At 65.8% G+C, this 20,043-nt stretch carries 17 protein-coding genes; 11 read left to right on the top strand and 6 right to left on the bottom strand.

Going from position 1 to position 20,043, the window contains the following annotated elements; all coding sequences use genetic code 11:
• Window positions 1-81: 81 nt before the first annotated feature.
• The 4 genes from U9J33_RS14875 to U9J33_RS14860 are packed head-to-tail and all read left to right on the top strand — an operon-like array spanning window position 82 to window position 4,602.
• The gene (locus U9J33_RS14875) at window positions 82-1,914 is read left to right on the top strand and encodes a TonB-dependent receptor domain-containing protein (RefSeq protein ID WP_324696371.1); all 1,833 of its coding nucleotides are present in this window, start codon (window positions 82-84) and stop codon (window positions 1,912-1,914) included.
• Entirely contained in the window at window positions 1,911-2,861 is a 951-nt protein-coding gene (locus tag U9J33_RS14870) for an ABC transporter substrate-binding protein (protein ID WP_324696369.1), read from the top strand. Before U9J33_RS14875 ends, U9J33_RS14870 begins: the two co-directional genes overlap by 4 nt.
• Window positions 2,858-3,826 (top strand): FecCD family ABC transporter permease, encoded by a 969-nt coding sequence (locus U9J33_RS14865; protein WP_132469620.1) that lies wholly within the window; start codon window positions 2,858-2,860, stop codon window positions 3,824-3,826. The genes U9J33_RS14870 and U9J33_RS14865 overlap by 4 nt, the downstream gene beginning before the upstream one ends.
• A complete protein-coding gene (locus tag U9J33_RS14860) occupies window positions 3,823-4,602 on the top strand; it encodes an ABC transporter ATP-binding protein (RefSeq protein ID WP_054436881.1) in 780 nt (259 codons plus the stop codon). The genes U9J33_RS14865 and U9J33_RS14860 overlap by 4 nt, the downstream gene beginning before the upstream one ends.
• Window positions 4,603-4,674: 72 nt before the next feature.
• Here the strand turns inward: U9J33_RS14860 and U9J33_RS14855 are convergent, their stop codons facing one another.
• On the bottom strand, window positions 4,675-6,861 hold the full coding sequence (locus tag U9J33_RS14855; protein ID WP_324696366.1) for a M3 family metallopeptidase: 2,187 nt from the start codon (window positions 6,859-6,861) through the stop codon (window positions 4,675-4,677).
• Between the two features lie 108 nt (window positions 6,862-6,969).
• Here U9J33_RS14855 and U9J33_RS14850 point away from each other — a divergent pair, with 108 nt between their 5' ends.
• Window positions 6,970-7,365 carry a hypothetical protein gene (locus tag U9J33_RS14850; protein WP_324696364.1) on the top strand — a complete coding sequence of 132 codons (396 nt, stop codon included), beginning with the start codon at window positions 6,970-6,972 and terminating at the stop codon, window positions 7,363-7,365.
• A 30-nt stretch (window positions 7,366-7,395) separates the two neighbouring features.
• Here the strand turns inward: U9J33_RS14850 and U9J33_RS14845 are convergent, their stop codons facing one another.
• Window positions 7,396-7,815, bottom strand: a complete 420-nt coding sequence (locus tag U9J33_RS14845; protein WP_324696362.1) for an Rrf2 family transcriptional regulator — start codon at window positions 7,813-7,815, stop codon at window positions 7,396-7,398.
• 94 nt (window positions 7,816-7,909) lie between these two features.
• Between U9J33_RS14845 and U9J33_RS14840 the strand changes: the two genes are divergently transcribed.
• From U9J33_RS14840 to U9J33_RS14825, 4 genes are all read left to right on the top strand, one after another.
• Window positions 7,910-8,359: a globin domain-containing protein gene (locus U9J33_RS14840; protein ID WP_054436877.1), complete on the top strand. Its 450-nt coding sequence runs from the start codon at window positions 7,910-7,912 to the stop codon at window positions 8,357-8,359.
• A gap of 160 nt (window positions 8,360-8,519) precedes the next feature.
• On the top strand, window positions 8,520-9,851 hold the full coding sequence (locus tag U9J33_RS14835) for a surface lipoprotein assembly modifier (protein WP_185996896.1): 1,332 nt from the start codon (window positions 8,520-8,522) through the stop codon (window positions 9,849-9,851).
• An 11-nt stretch (window positions 9,852-9,862) separates the two neighbouring features.
• Entirely contained in the window at window positions 9,863-10,795 is a 933-nt protein-coding gene (locus U9J33_RS14830; RefSeq protein WP_324696358.1) for a transferrin-binding protein-like solute binding protein, read from the top strand.
• A gap of 74 nt (window positions 10,796-10,869) precedes the next feature.
• Window positions 10,870-13,491 (top strand): transferrin-binding protein-like solute binding protein, encoded by a 2,622-nt coding sequence (locus U9J33_RS14825; protein WP_324696356.1) that lies wholly within the window; start codon window positions 10,870-10,872, stop codon window positions 13,489-13,491.
• Window positions 13,492-13,521: 30 nt separating this feature from the next.
• Here U9J33_RS14825 and U9J33_RS14820 read toward each other — a convergent pair whose 3' ends face one another.
• On the bottom strand, window positions 13,522-14,106 hold the full coding sequence (locus U9J33_RS14820) for a septal ring lytic transglycosylase RlpA family protein (RefSeq protein ID WP_185996899.1): 585 nt from the start codon (window positions 14,104-14,106) through the stop codon (window positions 13,522-13,524).
• A gap of 117 nt (window positions 14,107-14,223) precedes the next feature.
• On the opposite strand from U9J33_RS14820, the gene U9J33_RS14815 reads away from it, so the two are divergent.
• The gene (locus U9J33_RS14815) at window positions 14,224-15,729 is read left to right on the top strand and encodes an ABC1 kinase family protein (protein ID WP_324696354.1); all 1,506 of its coding nucleotides are present in this window, start codon (window positions 14,224-14,226) and stop codon (window positions 15,727-15,729) included.
• 3 nt (window positions 15,730-15,732) lie between these two features.
• On the opposite strand, the gene U9J33_RS14810 is transcribed toward U9J33_RS14815, so the two are convergent.
• Window positions 15,733-17,421: a M28 family metallopeptidase gene (locus U9J33_RS14810; RefSeq protein WP_324696352.1), complete on the bottom strand. Its 1,689-nt coding sequence runs from the start codon at window positions 17,419-17,421 to the stop codon at window positions 15,733-15,735.
• Between the two features lie 199 nt (window positions 17,422-17,620).
• Between U9J33_RS14810 and U9J33_RS14805 the strand changes: the two genes are divergently transcribed.
• On the top strand, window positions 17,621-18,646 hold the full coding sequence (locus U9J33_RS14805; RefSeq protein WP_324696350.1) for an N-acetylmuramidase domain-containing protein: 1,026 nt from the start codon (window positions 17,621-17,623) through the stop codon (window positions 18,644-18,646).
• A gap of 49 nt (window positions 18,647-18,695) precedes the next feature.
• Here the strand turns inward: U9J33_RS14805 and U9J33_RS14800 are convergent, their stop codons facing one another.
• A complete protein-coding gene (locus tag U9J33_RS14800; RefSeq protein ID WP_185996902.1) occupies window positions 18,696-19,091 on the bottom strand; it encodes a hypothetical protein in 396 nt (131 codons plus the stop codon).
• Window positions 19,092-19,292: 201 nt separating this feature from the next.
• Entirely contained in the window at window positions 19,293-19,694 is a 402-nt protein-coding gene (locus U9J33_RS14795; protein ID WP_185996903.1) for a UrcA family protein, read from the bottom strand.
• Between the last annotated feature and the right edge of the window lie 349 nt (window positions 19,695-20,043).

The raw sequence follows: 20,043 nt of genomic DNA, 5'->3' as shown, positions 1-20,043 counted from the left end.
ATGCAGCGAGCACGCGCGCATGAGGAAAGGCGCGCGTCTCCGCCATGGACGGCAATGTCGTTCAAGGTTGGAGGAATTACCGTGAAGTATCTGTTTCTGCTGGGGACGGCCCTGTCCGTCGCCACTCCCGCGCTGGCGGACGAAGCCGCAAACGATAGCATCGCAGCGGACGGCATCGTCGTCACCGCGACCCGCACCGAGACCCCGGTGAGCGAGATCGGCCAGTCGGTCTCGGTCGTCACCCGCGAGGATATCGAGCGTACCCAGGCGGTCACCGCCACCGATGTGCTGGCCCGCCTGCCGGGCGTGACCTTCACCCAGTCCGGCGGCTTCGGCCAGCCCGCAAGCGTGTTCATCCGGGGCGCCGAGAATGCGCAGAGCCTCGTGCTTATCGACGGTGTGCGCATCAACGATCCGGGCGATGTCGGCGGCGGCTTCGACTTCGGCAGCCTGACCGTCGGCCAGTTCGACCGTATCGAAGTGGTGCGCGGCTCTTCCGGCGTTCTCTGGGGCAGCCGCGCCATCGGCGGCGTCGTCAACCTCATCACCGCGCGCCCGACCGAGCAGTGGACCGCGCGCGGCCAGGCCGAATATGGGTGGCGCGACCAGAAGCAGCTCGGCGCCTCGGCGGCGGGCAAAGTGGGACCGGTCGGCCTGACGCTGGGCGGCAACTGGCTCAAGGGCGACGGCTATTCCGCCTTCGACGAGCGCCTCGGCGGTAAGGAAAAGGACGGCTTCGAAAGCAAGAGCGCCAATGCCCGGGCCGAAGTGGAACTGGTAAGCGGCCTGTCCGCCGACGCCGGGACCTACTGGACCAAGGCCAACTACGATTACGACAACACCGGCGCCGATGCCCTGAACGTGGGCATGAAGCGCGACACGGTGGGCTATGCGAACCTTCGCTATAAGGGGCTCGACGGCCGCCTGACCGCGCGCGTGGGCTACGGCCTCACCGACACCCGCCGCATCTCGGACGACGCGGTCTTCGGTCCCTACACCACCAACGGCCGCGCGGACCGCTTCGAGGGGCAGGTTTCCTTCAGCCCGATCGACATGGCCAGCATCCTGCTGGGCGCGGAGACCGAGAAGCAGAAATTCTCGAGCGATTACGCGAAGGACTCGACCTCGATCGACAGCTACTTCGGCATGCTGACGCTGCGTCCGGTCACCGGACTGACCCTGAACGGCGGGCTGCGCTACGACGACAATTCGGACTTCGGCCACAAGACCACGTTCTCGGCCAATGGCGCCTGGGTGATCGGCGGCGGCGAAAGCGCGCCGATCCTGCGCGCCAGCTATGGCGAGGGCTTCAAGGCGCCGTCGCTTTACCAGCTCTATACCAATGGCGGTTTCCGCGCGCTCGATCCCGAGACTTCGAAGTCGTGGGACGTGGGCGTCGAGCAGCCCTTCGCGGAAGGGCACGGGACGTTCTCGGTCACCTATTTCGACCGCAAGACCAAAAACCTGATCGACTACGATCTGGCCGAATGGAACTACTACAATGTCGGCCGGGCCCGCGCGAAGGGCGTGGAACTGGGGATGCAGGTGAGCGACTGGAACGGCTTCGACATGAGCCTTTCCGCCACGTACCTCGACGCCACCAACGAGGACACCGGCAAGCAGCTGGCCCGCCGTCCCAAGACCAACCTCTACGCCAGCCTCGACAAGCACTGGTCGGACGGCTTCCGCCTCGGCGCGGACCTGCGCGTGGGCGGGGGGCGCTATGACGACGTGGCGAACACCTATTATCTTGGCGGCAATGTCGTGGTGGGCCTGCGCACGGCTTATGACGTGACGCGGAACATCCAGCTCTATGGCCGGGTCGAGAACCTGTTCGACGAGCACTACGAAGTGGTGCGGACATACGGCACGCCGGGCCGCGCGGCTTATGCCGGGGTTCGGGTGAAGATGTGATCCGAGCGCTTTCCCTGACACGGTCGGGACGGGGAAGGCGCAAGGCCCGCCTGCTCGCCGCCGCGCTGGCTCTTGCCGGCCCGGTGGCGGCGCTGGCGGGATGCGGGGGCGGCGATGCGGCCGACGCGCCCGGTTCCGCGAAGGCCAGTGGTCATCCCACGATCGTCTCGCTCAACCCCTGCACGGACGCGATCCTTGCCGAAGTGACAGGGCCGGGCCAGTTGCTGGCGATCTCGAACTACAGCCACGATCCCGAGAGCAGTTCGATGCCGATGGAAGCGGCGCGTCGTTTCAGGGCGGTTTCGGGATCGGTGGAGGAAGTGGCGAGGATCGGCCCGCGTGTCGTCGTCGCCAGCGCCTTCCTCGATCCCGCAAGCGAGGCGGCGTTCCGGCGGCTGGGGTTCGAGCTGGTCAAGGTTCCGATAGCCTCCGACCTTCGGGCCGCGCGCGAGCAGGTGCGCCAGCTTGCACGGCTGGCCGGGCATCCCGAACGGGGCGAGCGGCTGGTCCAGCGGATCGATGCGGCCGTGGCCCGAAACGCGCCGCCTGCCGGAATGCGGCAAATTCCGGCACTGGTGTGGGAATCCGGTGGACTGGTGGCCGGAGACCGGACCCTGATCGTTGACATGATGGAGCACACCGGCTTTACGAATATTGCCGGCGCGCGCGGCCTCTCCCAGGCCGATTATCTGCCCTTGGAGCATGTGCTGGCGGACCCGCCGCGCGTGGTCTTCGCGGTAGGCGATCCGCTCGCCGAGGAGGACCGAATGCTGCATCACCCGGCGCTTTCCGCGCTGACCAGTACCCGGCGTTTCTTGCTGAGCCGCTCCATCCTGTGGTGCGGGGGGCCAACCATTCCGCGTGCGCTCGACGAACTCGCGGCGGCGCGCCGGGCGCTGGCCTCGCCGGAGCCATTGGGCGATTGGACTGTTTCCCTCAGACCATGAACCTGCGTTTTGTCCTGCTGCTGGCTCTCGCGCTTTGTGTCGCGGTGCCTTTGTCGCTGCTGGCGGGCCGCGTTTGGATCAACCCTTTTTCCCCGGAACTTCAGAACGCATCGATCATCCTCGTGCAGCTGCGACTGCCGCGCGCGGTATTGGCGCTGGTGCTCGGCGCCGGGCTGGGCGCGGCGGGGGCGGCGATGCAGGGCTACCTGCGCAATCCGCTTGCCGACCCCGGCCTGTTCGGCATAGCGCCCGGCGCGGCGCTGGGCGCGGTGCTGAGCTTCTGGACCGGCTATGCCTCGGCGCCTTGGATGCTGCCGGTCTTCGCGCTGGTCGGCGCGGGCGGGGCGATGACCCTGCTGGCGCTGATCGCCGGGCGCGGCGGCGGTGTGGCGTTGTTCACGCTGGCCGGGCTCATGGTTTCCAGTCTTGCCGGCGCACTGATGAGCCTTGCCATCAGCCTCTCCCCGTCGCCTTTCGCGATGAGCGAGATCGTTACCTGGATGATGGGCTCGCTGGCGGACCGTTCATGGCGGGAGGTCTGGATTGCCATGCCGCTGACCCTGGGCGGCATCGGCGTGCTGATCTACGCGGGGCGCGATCTCGATGCGATGACCCTGGGGGAGATGGCCGCCCGCTCGCTCGGCGTGGAGCCGCTGCGGCTTCAGGCGCTGATGATCCTGGGCGTGGGCCTGATTGTCGGTTCGGGCGTGGCGGTGGCGGGCATCATCGGCTTCGTCGGCCTGATGGTGCCGCATCTCGTGCGACCGATGACGGACCGCAAGCCGTCCTCGCTGCTCGTGCCTTCCGCGCTGGCGGGCGCTTTGCTGCTGCTCATGGCCGACTGTCTCTGCCGCATCCTGCCGCTGACCGGCGGCGAACTGCGGCTCGGCATCGCGCTCAGCCTGCTGGGCGCGCCGTTCTTCCTGCGCCTGCTGCTCAGGATGCGCCAGGGCATGGTGGCATGAGCTTCGGCGCTGACAAGGTCACTGTCGCCGGGCGGCTGGAGGATGTCTCGCTCAACTGCCGCCGCGGCATGATAACCGCGATCTGCGGGCCCAACGGCGCGGGCAAGTCCACGCTGCTTTCCGTGATCGCGGGGCTGCTCAAGCCCGATGGCGGCCGCGCCGTGATGGGCGGGCGGGCGCTTTCCGCGGTATCGCTGGCGCAGCGCGCGCAGTGGATCGGCTACCTGCCGCAGACGCCGGAAGTGGCCTGGGATGTCTCTGTCGAAGTGCTGATCTCGCTCGGCCGCCTGCCATGGCGCGGTGCTCCGGCCGCCGAGACGCAGGAAGCGATCGAGGACGCCATCGCCGCGATGGACCTTCAGGACTTGCGCCACCGTCCGGTCTCCACCCTTTCCGGCGGCGAACGCGCCCGCGCGCTCATGGCCCGCGTGCTGGCTACCCAGCCCGGCTGGCTGCTTGCCGACGAACCTTTCGCCAGCCTCGACCTTGCGCACGGTGCGGCGCTGATGCAGCGCTTCCGCCAGCAGGCGCGGGCCGGGAAGGGCGTCGTCCTCGTGCTTCATGATCTGGCGACGGCGATGAACCATGCCGATCAGGTGCTGGTGCTGGCCAAGGGCCGGGTGGAGGCCGAAGGCCCGCCCGAGATGGCCCTCTCGCGCGAGGTCATCAGCCGCGTGTGGAACTGCCCGGCGCACTGGCTGGGCGACCCCGGCGAACGCGCCCTCTCGATCGGCGCGCCGGCACCGCTGGCGGTGGATTTCCGGCAGCAGTTCTAGGCGGGGTCGGAATGAAACAAAAAACGCCGCCCCGTTTCCGGAGCGGCGTTTCGTGCATGGATTATCCCGGCGTTACTGGGCCTTCGGCGCCAGACCGCGCGCTTCCAGCATCGGTTCGACCTTGGGGTCGTGCCCGGTGAAGTCGCGGTAGAGCTGGGCGAAGTCCTTGGTGTGGCCCTGGCCGAGGAACGACTTGCGGATGTGGTCGCCGTTGGCGCGGGTCATGCCGCCGTGCTTTTCCACCCAGTCCCAGCCGTCGTGTGCCAGCATCTCGGTCCAGATGTACGAGTAGTATCCGGCCGCGTAGCCGTTATCCCAGATGTGGCGGAAGTAGGGCGTCTTGTAGCGCGGCGGGATCAGGTCGGTGTTGAGCCCGGTCGCGGCCAGCGCCTTGGCTTCGAAGGCCATCGGCGGCTGCGCGGCTTCCTCGGGGGAGAGCTGGTGCCACTGGATGTCGAGCATCGCCGCCGAAAGCGTTTCGCCCAGGCCCAGGCCCTGGTTGAAGGTCTTCGCCGCCTCGATCTTGGCGATCAGGTCCGAGGGGATCGTCGCGCCGGTCTGGTAATGCTTGGCGTAGTGGTTGAGCACGGCGGGGATCGTCGCGAAGTTCTCGTTGAACTGGCTGGGGAATTCCACGAAGTCACGCGCGGTGTTGGTGCCCGAGAGCGAGGGGTACTTCTGGCTGGCGAAGAAGCCGTGCAGCGCATGGCCGAACTCGTGGAACATGGTCTCCACGTCGTCGAAGCTGGCGAGCGCGGGTTCGCCATCGGCGGGCGGAGCGATGTTCAGGGTATTGCTGACCACCGGCTTTTCGCCCAGCAGGTAGGACTGCTCGACGAAGTTGTTCATCCAGGCGCCGCCCTTCTTGTTGGAGCGGGCGAAGGGATCATAGTAGAAGATCGCCAGCGACTTGCCGTCGGCGTCGAACACTTCATAGGCGCGCATGGTCGGGTGGTAGACCGGAAGGTCGGTGCGGCGCTTGAAGGTCAGGCCATAAGTCTGGTTCGCGGCGTAGAACACTCCGTCTTCCAGCGTGCGCCAGACTTCGAAGTAAGGCTTGATCTGGCTTTCATCGAGGTCGTACTTCGCCTTGCGGACCTTCTCGGCGTAGTAGGACCAGTCCCACGGCTCCAGCTTGATGGCCTGTCCGTCGGCCTTGGCGGCGGCTTCGAGCATGGCGGCCTCGCGGTCCTGCGTGGCGCGCAGCGCGGGGACGAAGCCCTTCATGAACTCCATCGCCTGACCCGGCGTCTTCACCATGCGGTCGTACATCTGGTACGTCGCGAAGTCGGGCGCGCCGAGCAGCCTGGCCTTCTTTGCGCGCAGGGTGGCCATCTGGGTGACCATTGCGGTGGTGTCGTACTCGTCGCCGCCCGAAGTGCGGTTCACGCTGGCGTCCCACAGGATCTTGCGGCTGGCGCGGTTGTTGAGGCTGGTCAGCGCGGCCTGCTGCGTGGTGTTGCCCAGCGCCAGCATGAACTTGCCGGGATGGCCCTTTTCGGCGGCGAGCTTGGCGGCGGCGGCGATCTCTGCCTGCGAAAGCCCGTCGAGCTGCGCGGCGGTGTCGAAGATCGGCGCCTTGGCGGCGGTGGCCGTGGTCAGCTTCTGCGAGAAGGCGGTTTCGAGCTTGGCGATCTCGAGGTTCATCGCCTTCAGCTCGACCTTCTGTTCGGCCGAAAGCAGGGCGCCGCGGTGGACGAACTTGTCGTAAGTCGTCGCCAGCAGCATGGCGTCCTCGCCGGTCAGGGCCTTGCCCTGCGCGCTGTCGTGCACGGCCTTGACGCGGGCGAACAGCGCGTCGTCGAGGTAGATATCGTCGTTCAGCGCGGAAATCTGCGGGCTTACGGCGGTGTCGATCGCGTCGAGCGCATCGCTGGTGTTAGCCGAAGTGAGCTGGCTGAACACGTTGTAGACGCGGTCATAGAGCGTGCCCGCGCGCTCCATCGCGACGATGGTGTTCTGGAAAGTCGGCCTGGCCGTGTTCGTGGCGATCGCCTTGATCTCGGCGCGCTTGGCGGCAATGCCGGCCTCGATGGCGGGCTGCCAGTCGCTATCCTTGTACTGGGTGAAGTCCGGCGCGTGGAGCGGGAGCGTGCTGGGCTTCGCGAAGGGGCCGGCATAGGCCGGAGTGGCGGTGCCGGTCTTTGCGGTGCCAGTCTTTGCGGTGCCAGTCTTTGCGGTAGCGGTCACGGAAAATCCTCCAAGCAGCGCTGCGCCAAGCACGAAGGGGGCGGCAGCGGCCATGAGCCGGGTCTTCATCGTTGTTTTCTCCTGACTTCGGCAGCCGGTGGGGAATGGAGCGAAAGGGGAGCGGCTGCGCCGTGCCCGAGTGCTGCGAATTGGCTGCCGAGGTATCTAGGAGCAGGGTTGAAGCGCAGAAAACCGGGCCTTGCAAGCGCCGGTCAGGCTTTGGAAAACCTGTTGCTCAAAGGACGTATGCGACATTTCGCGGCGCATACGATTTCGCGCCGGAGCGCAATCAAGTTGCGCTCCGGCGCGTCGTACGGTCGCACCGACAGGGGGAATCGGGTCCGGTCAGTTGGACCGGAAGCGACCGTTGGACCAAACAAGCATGGGATCGGAATCGGGATCGCGTTCCTGCTTTTGCTCTTCGCGCTGGCGGTCCAGGATCAACGATCCGGTCTTGCGCGCGAAGCGACTGCGCCGGAACGGGATTTCGGCTCCGATATTCATTTCAGGCTCTCCTCTTTGGAGGAGGAACGCGGGTACGACGGGAAAGTTCCCGATGATCGGGCCAATTGATCGGACCAGTAATTCTCGAAGAGTTTCGCTTCAGGAAGACTGTAAAAGCGGGAAGGGCAGCCGGGTTCCCATGGCGGCGTCGGCCAGCGTATGCGCGTCGAGTTCGGCGAGAAAGGCGGCCATGGCCTTGCGCAGGATCCCGGTGAGGCCGCAGGCGCCCTGAAGCAGGCAGTTGCCGCAATCGGCGGGGCTCATGTTGGGTTCGGTCAGCCGCACGACTTCGCCCAGCGCGATTTCCCGTGCAGGGCGGCCGAGACGAAAACCGCCGCCCCGCCCGCGAACCGTCTCCAGCAGCCCGGCATTGCCGAGCAGGTTGACCACTTTCATCGCGTGATTGCGCGAGATCGCGTGCGCCTCTGCAACCTGGGCGATCGAGAACAGCCGCTCCGGCTCCACGGCGGCGTGGAGCAGGATGCGCAGGGCGTAGTCGGTGTGCGCGGTGAGGCGCAAGGGCGGTCTCCGGTTAAAATGATGCGCCGTATTTACATCTTTTCCCTTCGGCGTATAGATGCATCAACAATGCATCTTTAAAGGACGAATCGAAATGGCCGCTCCGCTCAGCGAACAGACCGTCGCCACGATCAAGGCAACCGCGCCCGCGCTTCAGCAGCACGGGGTCGCGATCACCACCCGCATGTACGAACGCCTGTTCGAGAATGCCGACGTGCGCGCGATGTTCGACCAGGCCGCGCAGACCTCTGGCGAGCAGCCGCGCCGTCTTGCCGCCGCGATCCTGGGTTATGCGCAGAACGTGGACAAGCTCCAGAACCTCACCGGCGCGGTGGCGCGCATGGTGCAGCGCCATGTCGATACAGGCGTGAAGGCAGAGCACTATCCGCTGGTCGCCGAAGCGCTGCTGCCCGCGATCCGCGACGTGCTGGGCGAAGCGGCAACCGACGAAGTGCTCGCCGCCTGGGGCGAGGCCTACTGGTTCCTTGCTGACATCCTCATCGGCAAGGAGGCCGAAGTCTACGCGGAGCGCGAGGCAGCCTGAACGGGCTGCAATAGTGACAAATGCCGTTCACCGCCCGAATTTTGACGTCGCGCCGGTGACCCGGTCTTGTTGCATCTGGACAAGTATTTGATCGGAGTACTAACACACCGCCAAACGGGGGTGTGACATTCCGATTCAGCATTGGCTGGCGGCAGCGGTCTTGGCGGGCCTTGCCACCGGCGTAAGCGCGCAGGACGCGGCGGGCCAGGGGGCAACCGGCGCGCAGTGGCCTGCGGCGCAACCTGCCACGCATGCGGGCCTTTCGGCCGCGCAGGTTTTCGCACTGGCCGAGCAGGCCCGCGCGGAAGGTGATTTCGCGACTGCGGAGACGGCTTATCGGGCCCTGTCGCAGGACCGGGATCTCGAAGTGCGGACAGAGGCGCGTTTCCGTCTTGGCCTGATGCTGGGCGACGATCTCAAGCGCTATGCCGACGCCGCGCTCGAATTCCGCCGCATCCTTGACGACAAGCCCGGCGCGGCGCGTGTCCGGCTGGAGCTGGCCCGGATGCAGGCCTCGCTCGGCAATTTCGGCGCCGCCCGCAAGGAACTGCGCGCGGCCCAGGCGGCGGGACTGCCGACCTCGGTGGAACAGCTCGTGCGCTTCTATACCCGTGCGCTCAACGCCCGGAAGCCGTTCGGCGGTTCGGTGGAGTTCGCGCTCGCGCCGGACAGCAACATCAATCGCGCCACCCGTTCCGACACGCTGGGCACCGTGATCGGTGACTTCACGCTGGACGACGAGGCGCAGGCGAAATCGGGCGTGGGCCTCAACCTTCAGGGGCAGGGCTACTTCCGCCTCGGCATCCAGCCCGGAGCCGACCTGCTGGTGCGCGCCTCGACCAGCGCCACGCTCTACCGCGAGCCGGACTTCAACGACGTGACCGTGGGGGTGCAGGCCGGCCCGCAATATGCATGGGGCGGCAACCAGCTCACCTTCTCGTTCGGCCCTTCGTGGCGCTGGTACGGCCGTGATCCCTACAGCATGACGATCGGCGGCAACGTAAGCTGGCAGCGCCCGACGGGTAAGCGCAGCCAGATCCGCCTCGACGGCGGGATTTCCCATGTCGACAACAAGCGCAATGCGCTCCAGACCGCCGATGATTTCACGCTTTCCGCCAGCCTCGACCGTGCCTTCAGCGCCCGGTTCGGCGGCGGCCTGCAGGTCTACGGCTTCCGCGAGGCCGCGCGCGATCCCGGCTATTCCCTCGCGAGCGGGGGCGCCTCGGTCTACCTGTTCCGCGAAATGGGCCGAACCACCCTGGTCGGCACCATGGCCTACAGCCATCTGGAGGCGGACGAGCGCCTGTTCCTCTACCCCGAGCGGCGCCGGGAAAACCGCTACAGCGCCAGCATCGCCGCCACCTTGCGCGCGCTGCACCTCGGCAGCTTCGCACCGCTCGTGCGCCTCAAATGGGAGCGCAACCGCTCCTCCATCGAAATCTACGACTACCGCCGCGTTGCCGCGGAATTCGGCGTCACTTCGGCATTCTGAGGGATAAGGACATGAAGCTTTCGCATCCGATATTCGTCACGTCGATCAGCGTCCTGCTCGCGGCATGCGGCGGCGGGGGAGAGGATGTCGCCTCGCTCCCCAAGCCGCCCACGGGCCAGGGGAATGCCACTCTCGCGGAGCTGCGCGTCAGCCAGGACTTCACGGCCTACTACGCGCAGGCGAACTATTCGCTGTCCCGCGCGACCGGGGCCGCCAGCGGAAAGAGTTCGGTCCAGGCGCCGACCGAGGTGCGTTACGATGCCGCGAGCCAGTCCTACACCCTCGTCGGCACGACGATGGGCACCACGATCTTCCGCCCGGCCGACAAGCTCGGCGATACGGCCGCGACGACGGGTTATCGCAAGATTGCCGGCAATACGCAGGAAGACTTCGTCCTGTTCAGGCCGGGCGCGGCCAATCCCGACATGGCGCTCACTTACGCCAGCTACGGCGCCTGGCAGAAGATCGTCGACAAGGGCACCGATCTCGACGTGAGCACGGCATTCTTCACTTACGGCGTGACGACCAGCCCCTCCGACATGCCGAAGTCCGGCTCGGCGACGTATCAGACCAGGATCGACGGCCAGTACGCCGATGGAACCGGTGCCTATGTGCTGTCCGGCGCCAGCAGCTTCGCGGCGAATTTCGCAGCCGGAACCGTCCGCTTCGAGATGAGCCCGACAGGCCAGCACGTGGTCGACGGGCGCACCAAAGTCTTCGGCAATCTGCAGCTCGATGGCATCATCAAGACGCCCAACCAGTTCTACAAGGGCAACGAGTTCGAGGCATCCTCGGATTTGAACGCGGCTTATTCCGCGGACCTGCACGGGTTCTTCTACGGCCCGGGTGCGTCGGAAATGGGCGGAGCGTTCACGCTGCGCCAGGGCCTCGGCAATCCGGAGATAGGCAACGGCTCGGGCGCGGTCGTCGGCCGGAAGAACTGAAAGCACAGGCTTGTATTCTCGCCGAGGCAAGACGTGGGTGGCTTGCCTTGGCATTCTGAACAGGGGGATTGTTCATGAAGACCGTACCCGTCGCCAAGTTGGCGACCATGACCTCGCTTACGGCGCTCAGTCTGTTGCTTGCGGCCTGCGGTGGTGGCGGCGACGTCAACAGCACGCCGACGCCTACACCCACTCCCACTCCCACTCCCACTCCCACTCCCACTCCCACGGCAAAGAACGACGATCTCATCGGGCCGCTGGTCTCGGAGAACTTCACGAACGACGCGATCCTTGGCAAGATTTCAGTCTCGACCAAGACGGGCTCCGCGACCCATAGCGCCGGGAAGACGGCGCTGACGATCGCCTACAATGCCGCGAACCAGAGTTACACCCTGACCGATGGCTCGGTCAGCCAAGCATTCCGGCAGGCTGATATCGATCCTGCCCAGTCGAATGCGGCCGTCACCACCTACAAACTGACAGCCAAGTCGACGACCGACTTCCTGACGCTGTCCAAGACAGGGAGCGGAGCCGGCCAGACGCGCTATGTCGGCGCCGGGTTCTGGCAGCGGGTGACCGAAGGCAAGTCGAGCGTTGATGGGCGTTTTGATGCTTTTGCTTATGGTGTGAAGACAGCGGCCGCGGATATGCCGCGCACTGGTGCGGCTAGTTATGACGTCAAGTTGCTGGGCGTTTCGGCGTCCAACATCAATATCCACACTCTCGCAGGCAGCGGTCGGCTCGACGCCGATTTCGCGACGGGGGCCATCCACGCCAACGTGCCTTTCTCCATGACGGAAAGCGAGACGGGGCTGACCGGCTATGGCAGCATTCTCATTGCCAATGCGATGATGAAGTCCGGGACCAACGGCTTTGCCGGCATTCTCGGGACCACCACGAACTACGAAACTGGCACAAGTACGTTTCAGGGATCGTTCTACGGACCAGGAGCGGCGGAGGTGGGTGCTACCTTTTCCAGCGCCTATGCCGATGAAGCAACGGTCGGTGTGGTCTGGGGTGGCCGAAACGACTATCCGCTCAACCAGCACGGTAGCATCTTAAATCCTGAAAACGCCACTTTCTTCCGCGTGCGCGGGCAGAGTGTCTCGCTTTCGCTTGATGGCAACGGAAAGCTCGTTTCGACGGGGCAGGCCAGCGGGTTGTTCGCGAAGTATGCGGCATGGGGCCGCGGCGGACTGTTTTACCGGTCGTCCGGACAGGTCCTTGCCCCGTTGCAGCGCCGCGACGTTGAGGCGACTTACGACGAGACGACAGCCTTCTTGGGGATGGGGCAAGAGGCTGCCGTGGTCGCGGGGCTGCAATATGACCGGACCGGGCCGTCGACGATCCTCGATGCCTATGTCTACGGTGACGAGACGGCCTCCTCGGCTGTTCCGCGAACCGGAACCGGACATTACAATGCCAGGATCGGTGGTGCCGTGCTGGAAACGGGACAGCAATTGCAGACACTGGATGGAACCGGACGTCTTGCAGCCAACCTTGGAACGGGCACGCTATCCGGTTCGGGCGATTATCAACTCAGTCTGTTCAGTCCGGCCAGCATGATCGTGCCGGCGGGATCAGTTTACAGCGGCACAGACAACGGGACCTGGACGACCAGCGCTACGATATCCAGCACGACGAACGCGATTGCGGGCACACTTTCTCTCGATGGTACGAAAGATTATACCGGCAATCTCGATGCGCGGTTCTACGGTGACGCAGGCGATCAGATCGGTGGTACGTTTCTGCTTTCGAGCACGACCGGCGGAAAGGCGAACGGATATCTGATCGGCAGCACCGACCCTGCCATTTCTCCCCCCACGGGCCTGGCCAACATTACAGGCACTACGCTGTTACATGGGATCGGCGCCGAGGTGGCATATAGGGTTACTATAAACAATGACTATTCTGATAATTTCGCGGGTGCGACGACCACCGATTACGCTGTGGAACTGTCGTCCGGCTCGCCTGTCGGAGCGATCCGGGTGACCCGCAATTCGGGCAGCGGCACATACGCCGCCATGCAAAGCTCCGATGTAGACAGCGCGACATCCAATGCTGAGCGTACGGTTTATCGATCCGGGGCGGTGAGCAGCGGAGGCTTCTCCAGCTATGCTGCGGTGGATCGCTATATTTTCGATGGGAAGGGCGGCAGGATCGCTCTCACCTATTCTGGCTTCGCGAAGTACGTGCTGGCGGGAGGCGTGACACAATCGGGCGCCGGAAACTATAACATGGGCTATATCGCCTATGGTCAGGCCACGCCCAAAGGCCTCATGCCGACCACTGGAACGGCGAGCTATACGGGCGTCGCACATGGCAGCGCGGTCATCTACAACAACGATATCAGGATCGACATGTACGACGTTTCCGGGACGTCATCTCTCTCCGCAAATTTCGGAACGGGCAAGATATCCGGTCAACTCGCCCTCAGCGGCACCAATCTCGCCAATGGACGCGATCTGAGTTTCGGGACTACGAGCTTCGCCGGCACTATCGGGGACGTGACCGCCGACGCGCAGCGCGTCGGTGGCTTTTCCGCCACCCGTGGTGGCGGGCTTGAAGGAACCCTCAACGGCATGTTCTTCGGGCCGAATGCCAACGAAGTCGGAGGCAACTTCAATTTCGAGTACTTTTCGCCCAGTGTGGGAGGTGGCACGGTCAGAGGTGCCTTCGTCGCGGCGGGTCGCTGATACCGGTTGTGAGCTTTCTGCCCTTCCGGTTCACCGCGTTCCCACACCGCGCTCGAACTGCGATTGCAGGTTCGCCAGCGTCGCCGGGCTGACCGGGGGCAGTTCCTGCGCCGCCTTGCCCTTGCGCAAGGCGGCGCGGTCCTTTTCGGGGGGCTCCACCACGCGCACGCGCACGGCGGCCTTGCCCTTGTTCCGGATGCCCAGTTCTTCCGCCGCGCCTCTGGAAAGGTCGATGACGCGGGCGCTCTCGCCGAAGGGGCCGCGGTCGTTCACGCGCACCACGATGCGGCGGCCGGTGTCGAGCGAGGTGACTTCGACGTAGCTGGGCAGGGGCAGGGTCTTGTGGGCGGCCGTGATCCACCTGGGGCGGAAGCGTTCGCCATTGGCCACTTTGTTGCCGGATTCGCTGCCGTACCATGTCGCATAGCCGAGCACGTCGTAACCGGGCTGGGTGGCGGGCGTGTAGGTCGTGCCGCGCACCTTGTAGGGCGGGCCGACGCGTACCGGCACGTCGCTGACCGGGCGGAACTTGGTGCCGCCGCCGCAGGCTGCCAGCGTGGACATCAGGGCTACTGCGAATAAGGGCTTGAGCGCCCCCGTTAAACTGCCGCTCATGCGCCATCCCTAGCTTTGTGCATTCGGGGCTGTCCACTCCGTCCGACCCCGGAGCAGGGCATGTCGCCGGAACCGGAACCCCGTCAGCCCGGTTGTCCACCGCTGAAGGAGTGACGCATGTTCAAGTCGATAGCCGTGGCGGCGCGGGACCGGGCGCGGATGGCCGAAGTGTCGGCGGTGATCGTCCGGTTCGGTCTTGAGGCGCTGGCGGTGCGGCTGGGCCTCGGCGAAGGGGACGATGCGGGCCATGAGCCGCGCGACCTGCCAACGCGCACGCGCCGCGCGCTGGAGGCGCTGGGGCCGACTTACGTGAAGCTCGGCCAGATTCTCGCGACCCGGCGCGATCTGCTGCCGGATGCATGGATCGCGGCCTTCGAGCAGCTCCAGAGCGATGCGCCGCGCCTGCCGTTCGAGGCGCTGCGCGGTGAAGTGGAGGCCGCGCTGGGCGAGCCGCCGGAAACCGCGTTTGCCTGGTTCGATACCGAGCCGCTGGCGGCAGCCTCGATCGCACAGGTCCACCGGGCGGTGCTGAAGGATGGCACCGAAGTGGTGGTGAAGATCCGCCGCCCGGGCATTCGCGCGCGGATGGAGGCGGACCTCAGGCTCATGCGCCATCTGGCGGCCATGGCGGAGGCGCGCAGCGGGCAGGTGCGGCGGATGCGGCCCACGGCGATGATCGAGCAGCTGGGGCGCGAAATCCTCGACGAGCTGGATTTCACCGGCGAAGGGCGCAACGCCGACCTGCTCCGCGCGGACCTTGCCGCGCTGGACCGTGTCGAGGTGCCGCGCATCCATTGGGAATGGACCGGCGAGCAAGTGCTGGTCATGGATTATATCGCGGGCATTCCTCCGCGCGATCCCGAGGTCTTGAGGGCGGCCGGGATCGATCCCTCGCGCATTGCCGCGCTGGGGGCCGAACTGGTGCTGGAGATGGTGCTGATCGGCGGGCGCTTCCACGCCGACCCGCATCCCGGCAACCTGTTGTGCCTTCCCGGAGATCGGCTGGCCTTGCTCGATCTCGGTTCGGTGGGGGTGGTAAGTCCGCGCCGCCAGCACGAGTTCCTGACCTTCATCCTCGCCCTGCGCAGCGGCGATCCCGGCGGCGTGGCGGACATGCTGGCGATATGGTCGGAAAACGGGGGGATTTCGCGGGAGAAGCTGCTGCGTGCCTCCGAACGCCTGGTTGCCCGGCACGGCAGCGGGGCGCTGGTGCTGAACGCGATGGTGGCGGATTTCTTCCCGCTGCTGCGGCAGGAGGGGCTGGTTCTGCCGCCGGACCTCGTGCTGATCTTCAAGGCGATGGTGACGATGGACGGCGTACTGGCCGGAATCGCGCCCGGGTTCGACTTGTCCGAGGCGCTGGAGGGGATGCGCGGCCGGCTCGTCGCCTCGCGGATTTCGGGCCTCGCCGCGCCGGACAAGGTGGAGGCGGCGCTGCTGGAGCTTTCGCGCATTGCCGGGGAAGCGCCGCGATTCCTGCGCGCGGCCTCGGCGCGGATGGAGGCGCCGTCACCGCCCGCGCCTGACAACGGCACGGCGCGGGCGGTGAAACTGGCCGGGTGGCTGATCGGCGGCGCGGTGGTGTTCCATGCGCTCGCCGACCTGCTGGTCCACTGGACCTGACGGTTACTTGCGCACCGCGTCCGACTTGTCGCGCAGGCCCTTGAACTCGGAGCCGGGTTTCCACTGCGGCCACTTCGCCGAATTGGCGAGGTCGCGGCCGATCTCGCGGACCAGTTCCACGTCCTGCACCGCGCCTTCCATCTTCCAGTCGGGCGACCAGGCGTCGCAGGCCTGGTGGTAGCACTGGCCGGTATAGGCATCGATCCAGGCCTGCCCGGCCTTGACGCCGCCGTCCTTCAGGTCGGCCGCTCCGGCAAGGCCCATCATCAGCATGACCGGCACGCCGCGCTTGGCGAAGGAGAAGTGGTCCGCGCGGTAGAACAGCCCGCGCTCGGGCAGGCTCTCTACCGTCACGCGGCGGCCCTGGGTGGCGGCGACGCGCGCCATGTCGTCCTCCAGCGTGTCCTGGCCCTTGCCGATCACCGTCACGTCGTTAGCGGCGCCCGCGGTCTGGAGCACGTCGATGGTGAGGTTGGCGACGGTCTTCTCCATCGGGAACACCGGGTTGGCGGCATAGAATTCCGAACCGAGCAGCCCGCGCTCCTCCGCGGTCCACGCCGCGAAGACCACCGTGCGCTGCGGCGCCGGTTCGCTCTTCATGACGCGGGCGATGTCGAGGATGCCGGCAATGCCGATGCCGTCGTCATTGGCGCCGGCGCGGTAGATGCGGCCCTGCGCATCGGGCGCGCCCTTGCCGTAGGCGTCCCAGTGGGCGCCGAACATCACCACTTCGTCCTTGCGCGCGGTGCCGGGGATCTGCGCCAGCACGTTGTGGCTCATGACTTCCTCGTGCTTCACCGGCACTTCGGCGTCGAAGCTGACGCCCTTGAGCGTCACCGGCCGGAAATCCGGACGGCGCGCGGCGGCGGAGAGCTTTGTCAGGTCCAGCCCGGCAGAGGAGAACAGCCGCGTTGCCGCATCGGCCGAGAGCCAGCCCTGCAAGGCGAGGCTGGTCAGCTTGTCGGGCGAGCGCACGATGTCGTAGTTTTCGCCGCCCGGACTGGTGACGACGTTCCAGCCATAGCCCGCGCCTTCCGTCTCGTGGACGATCAGCGCCGCTACCGCGCCCTGCCGCGCGGCTTCCTCGAACTTGTAGGTCCAGCGGCCATAGTAGGTCATCGTCCGGTCGCCGAACTTTCCGGCGGCAGGCTCACCCTTTCCGGCGTGGAAGTCGGGGTCGTTGATGAGGAAGACCACGACCTTGCCCTTGAGGTCCATGCCCTTGAAATCGTCCCAGCCGCGTTCCGGCGCGTTCACGCCGTAGCCGACGAAGACCACGGGGGCGCCGGCGATGCGGGCGGTGTCATCGGGGCGCACGGTCGAGATGTAGATGTCCTTGGCCACGGTCACCGGCATGGCGCCCCTGGGGCTGGAGAAGGCCAGTGTCGCCGGCGTTTCGAGCCGGGTGTGCAGTAGCGGCACCTTCTGCACCCACTGGCCGTCCGGACCGGCGGGCTGGAGGCCGATATCCTGGAAGCGGGCGATGAGGTAGCCGATGGTCCGTTCCTCTCCCACGGTGCCGGGCGCGCGGCCTTCGAACGTGTCCGAGGCCAGCGTCTTCACATCGGCCACCATCCGCTCGGGATCGATCGCGTCCCTGGCGAGAGCGGGGTGGGCCGTGGCGGCAAGGAGGGCCGCGACCAGCGGGAGGGCGAGGCGGCGGGCGGAGCGGGGCGTGACGGTGGTGTTCATGCCCAGCGCTTTTAGGAGGCGGGGCCGGGGAGGCAAGCCCCGGCGCCCGGCGGCGCGCGCGGGCCGCCATTCTCCATCATCGTAGTTATACTTACGTCTTGATGGTTATTGTGGGTCTACCGGGGGCGGCGTAATTATACGTCAAATAAAAATGTCAGGGCCGCGAGTCTATTTCATGATGACTTGAGGGGAAACGGTCATGGCTGATGAATTAAAAGGGAATTCCGCGCCCTTGTCTGCGGCGGATTACGAAGCGGCCGCCAAGAAGATCGGTTGTTCGGTTGCCGCCATCCGGGCTGTATCGCAAGTGGAAAGCGCAGGCGGCGGTTTCCTTGCGGATGGACGGCCCAAGATACTGTTCGAACGGCACATCTTCCACAAACTGACGAAGGGCAATTACACCGCGGCCCACTCCGATATCTCCTGGCCCAAGCGCGGCGGCTATGTCGGCGGGGCAGGGGAGTATCCACGCCTCAGGCAGGCCATCGCGCTGGACCGCAAGGCCGCGCTCCAGTCGGCAAGCTGGGGCCGGTTCCAGATCATGGGCTTCAATTACGCTTCATCCGGCTATGCCGACGTCGAGGCGTTCGTGAAGGCGATGGTCGATGGAGAAGCGGGGCAGCTTGATGCCTTCGTCGGGTTCATCCGCAAGAACCGGCTGGACGACGAACTGATCCGGCTGGACTGGGCAGGCTTCGCACGCGGCTACAACGGGCCGGACTACGCGGCGAACGACTATCACAACAAGATGCGCCGGGCTTACGAGAGCTTCATGGCGGGCGGCGCGCGCACCGCCAATCCCACGCCGGTGCTGAAGCTGGGAGACAAGGGCCAGCCCGTGCTGCATCTCCAGCAATTGCTGGGATTGCCGATGGACGGCGATTTCGGCCCGGCCACCAAGACGAAGGTGATTGCGTTCCAGAAGGGCAAGGGTCTCTATGCGGACGGGATCGTCGGTGCGCAGACCTGGCTTGCGCTTCAGGCGCCTTCCTCTGCGCCGTCAGCCGCTGCCAGCCCCTCCGTCGATGCCGCGCTTTCACGCCAGCCGCTGCGCTTCGGCGACAAGGGCGAGGATGTCGCCTTCCTGCAGAAGCTGCTGAAGCTCCCCGCCGATGGCGCTTTCGGCTCGATGACGGCGCAGGCGGTGATGGATTTCCAGAAGTCGAAAGCACTCAAGGCGGACGGCGTCGTCGGCGCCGCCACATGGGCGGCGCTGCTGCCGTGAACGGCCATTGTCCGGGAGCTTGCCGTGCCGCCTGGAGGAAAGATCTGTCTCAGCGCTCGCAGCGGGAATAGTCGCCCGCGCGGCAGGCGGCGACATCGCGGCGCCAGCGGGCAAGGTCAGCCTCGTAATCGCGGCGGGCCCTGTCGTATTCGCGGGATTGGCGCGAATAGCTGCTGCCGCGCGGCGCGTCCTCCGCGTCCCCGTTCGCGTCCTCGTCGGCATAGTCGTTGCCGCCCCGGGCGCGGTCGTAATCCTTCCATCCGGCAGCATATTGCGCGTCGCGCTTGCGGACGTACTGCAACTGGTCATTGTTGAGCTTGCGAATGATCGCGCGATCGCGGGCGATATCCTCAGCGCTCATCCGGTCGTGAGGGTCGTCGGCCAGAGCCGGTCCCGCCGCCAGCACGAGTGTGCCGAACGCAATCAGAGCGCGCGCTCCCCTCATCGTAATCTCCATCCCTCGCTGGCTTTCCCGCGCTCTGGCGGGGCGATGGGGCGGATGCAAACGGCTATGCGACGAGCCGTTGCCCGGCGCGACGGAGCGGTTCAGGCGTGAGCCGCGCCGTTAGGCGGCGTGGGCGAATTTGCGGGCAAGAAGCCGCCGGCCGGATTTCTCCGGCCGGCGGAATCCCGATCCCTGGACGGCTCAATGGCTCCTTACGGCAACGATCGAAATCGCGCGGGTATTGGTCGCGATCCGGTCGGGCTGGCCGCGCGCGGCGATCCGTTCGGCGAACAGGGCATCACGCTGTGTGAAGGCCCTTTCCGAGGAATCGTCGCGGCACCGCATCATGTCGGAATATGCCGGCAGGTCGCGCATGTCCGCGCCGCCGCACACCTGGCGTACCGCGACGGTGAGGCGCCGCGTCAGCGAATCCTGACCGCTGGCGGTGGTGAGATCGAGGTCCCCGTAGCGGACCTCGCGGGTTGGCAGGTTCGAGTTGCGGACTTCCTTGACCACCACGTCCGCAAGGACGGGGGTGACAAGCGCGAACGAGGCCATGGCGAACATGGCGGTGGTGACGATTTTCGTGTGAATCCTGGTCATCTGCATTCTCCTGTTGCTCGAGAGTGCAGCCCCCGCACGCAGACCTTCGCGGATCTACGGGGCAGCGAACTGCTGGCGACCTCAATGGATGTGGAAAGTCGTTCCCAAACAGCCACAGGCTGTGGGGAGGGTGTCGACCTAAGTATAAATATGTCTATACTTTAAAAGGCCCCGCGATTATCACCCCGGCGTTCAAGGTATGCGCGTAAATTTACTTGTATGAGTAAATTGCCATATCGCAAAAGGTGAGTCGGTACTTTTATCGGGCGATCCTGCTATTGCGCAGAACCATGTCGCTTTCAAGTCATAACGCGGTCTCTGTCGTCGAACGGCATTTGCGGATCGACGG

Origin of the sequence: Novosphingobium sp. RL4 (assembly GCF_035658495.1) — a bacterium.
Taxonomy (GTDB): Bacteria; Pseudomonadota; Alphaproteobacteria; order Sphingomonadales; family Sphingomonadaceae; genus Novosphingobium.
This window is presented reverse-complemented; position numbering and strand designations above follow the sequence as displayed.

What these genes read in the sequence shown, in the direction of transcription:
- U9J33_RS14865 (WP_132469620.1), top strand. Translation starts at nt 2,858, where the DNA reads ATGAACCTGCGTTTTGTCCTGCTGCTGGCTCTCGCGCTTTGTGTCGCG.
- U9J33_RS14860 (WP_054436881.1), top strand. Translation starts at nt 3,823, where the DNA reads ATGAGCTTCGGCGCTGACAAGGTCACTGTCGCCGGGCGGCTGGAGGAT.
- U9J33_RS14855 (WP_324696366.1), bottom strand. Translation starts at nt 6,861, where the DNA reads ATGAAGACCCGGCTCATGGCCGCTGCCGCCCCCTTCGTGCTTGGCGCA.
- U9J33_RS14840 (WP_054436877.1), top strand. Translation starts at nt 7,910, where the DNA reads ATGGCCGCTCCGCTCAGCGAACAGACCGTCGCCACGATCAAGGCAACC.
- U9J33_RS14830 (WP_324696358.1), top strand. Translation starts at nt 9,863, where the DNA reads ATGAAGCTTTCGCATCCGATATTCGTCACGTCGATCAGCGTCCTGCTC.
- U9J33_RS14825 (WP_324696356.1), top strand. Translation starts at nt 10,870, where the DNA reads ATGAAGACCGTACCCGTCGCCAAGTTGGCGACCATGACCTCGCTTACG.
- U9J33_RS14820 (WP_185996899.1), bottom strand. Translation starts at nt 14,106, where the DNA reads ATGAGCGGCAGTTTAACGGGGGCGCTCAAGCCCTTATTCGCAGTAGCC.
- U9J33_RS14815 (WP_324696354.1), top strand. Translation starts at nt 14,224, where the DNA reads ATGTTCAAGTCGATAGCCGTGGCGGCGCGGGACCGGGCGCGGATGGCC.
- U9J33_RS14810 (WP_324696352.1), bottom strand. Translation starts at nt 17,421, where the DNA reads ATGAACACCACCGTCACGCCCCGCTCCGCCCGCCGCCTCGCCCTCCCG.
- U9J33_RS14805 (WP_324696350.1), top strand. Translation starts at nt 17,621, where the DNA reads ATGGCTGATGAATTAAAAGGGAATTCCGCGCCCTTGTCTGCGGCGGAT.
- U9J33_RS14800 (WP_185996902.1), bottom strand. Translation starts at nt 19,091, where the DNA reads ATGAGGGGAGCGCGCGCTCTGATTGCGTTCGGCACACTCGTGCTGGCG.
- U9J33_RS14795 (WP_185996903.1), bottom strand. Translation starts at nt 19,694, where the DNA reads ATGACCAGGATTCACACGAAAATCGTCACCACCGCCATGTTCGCCATG.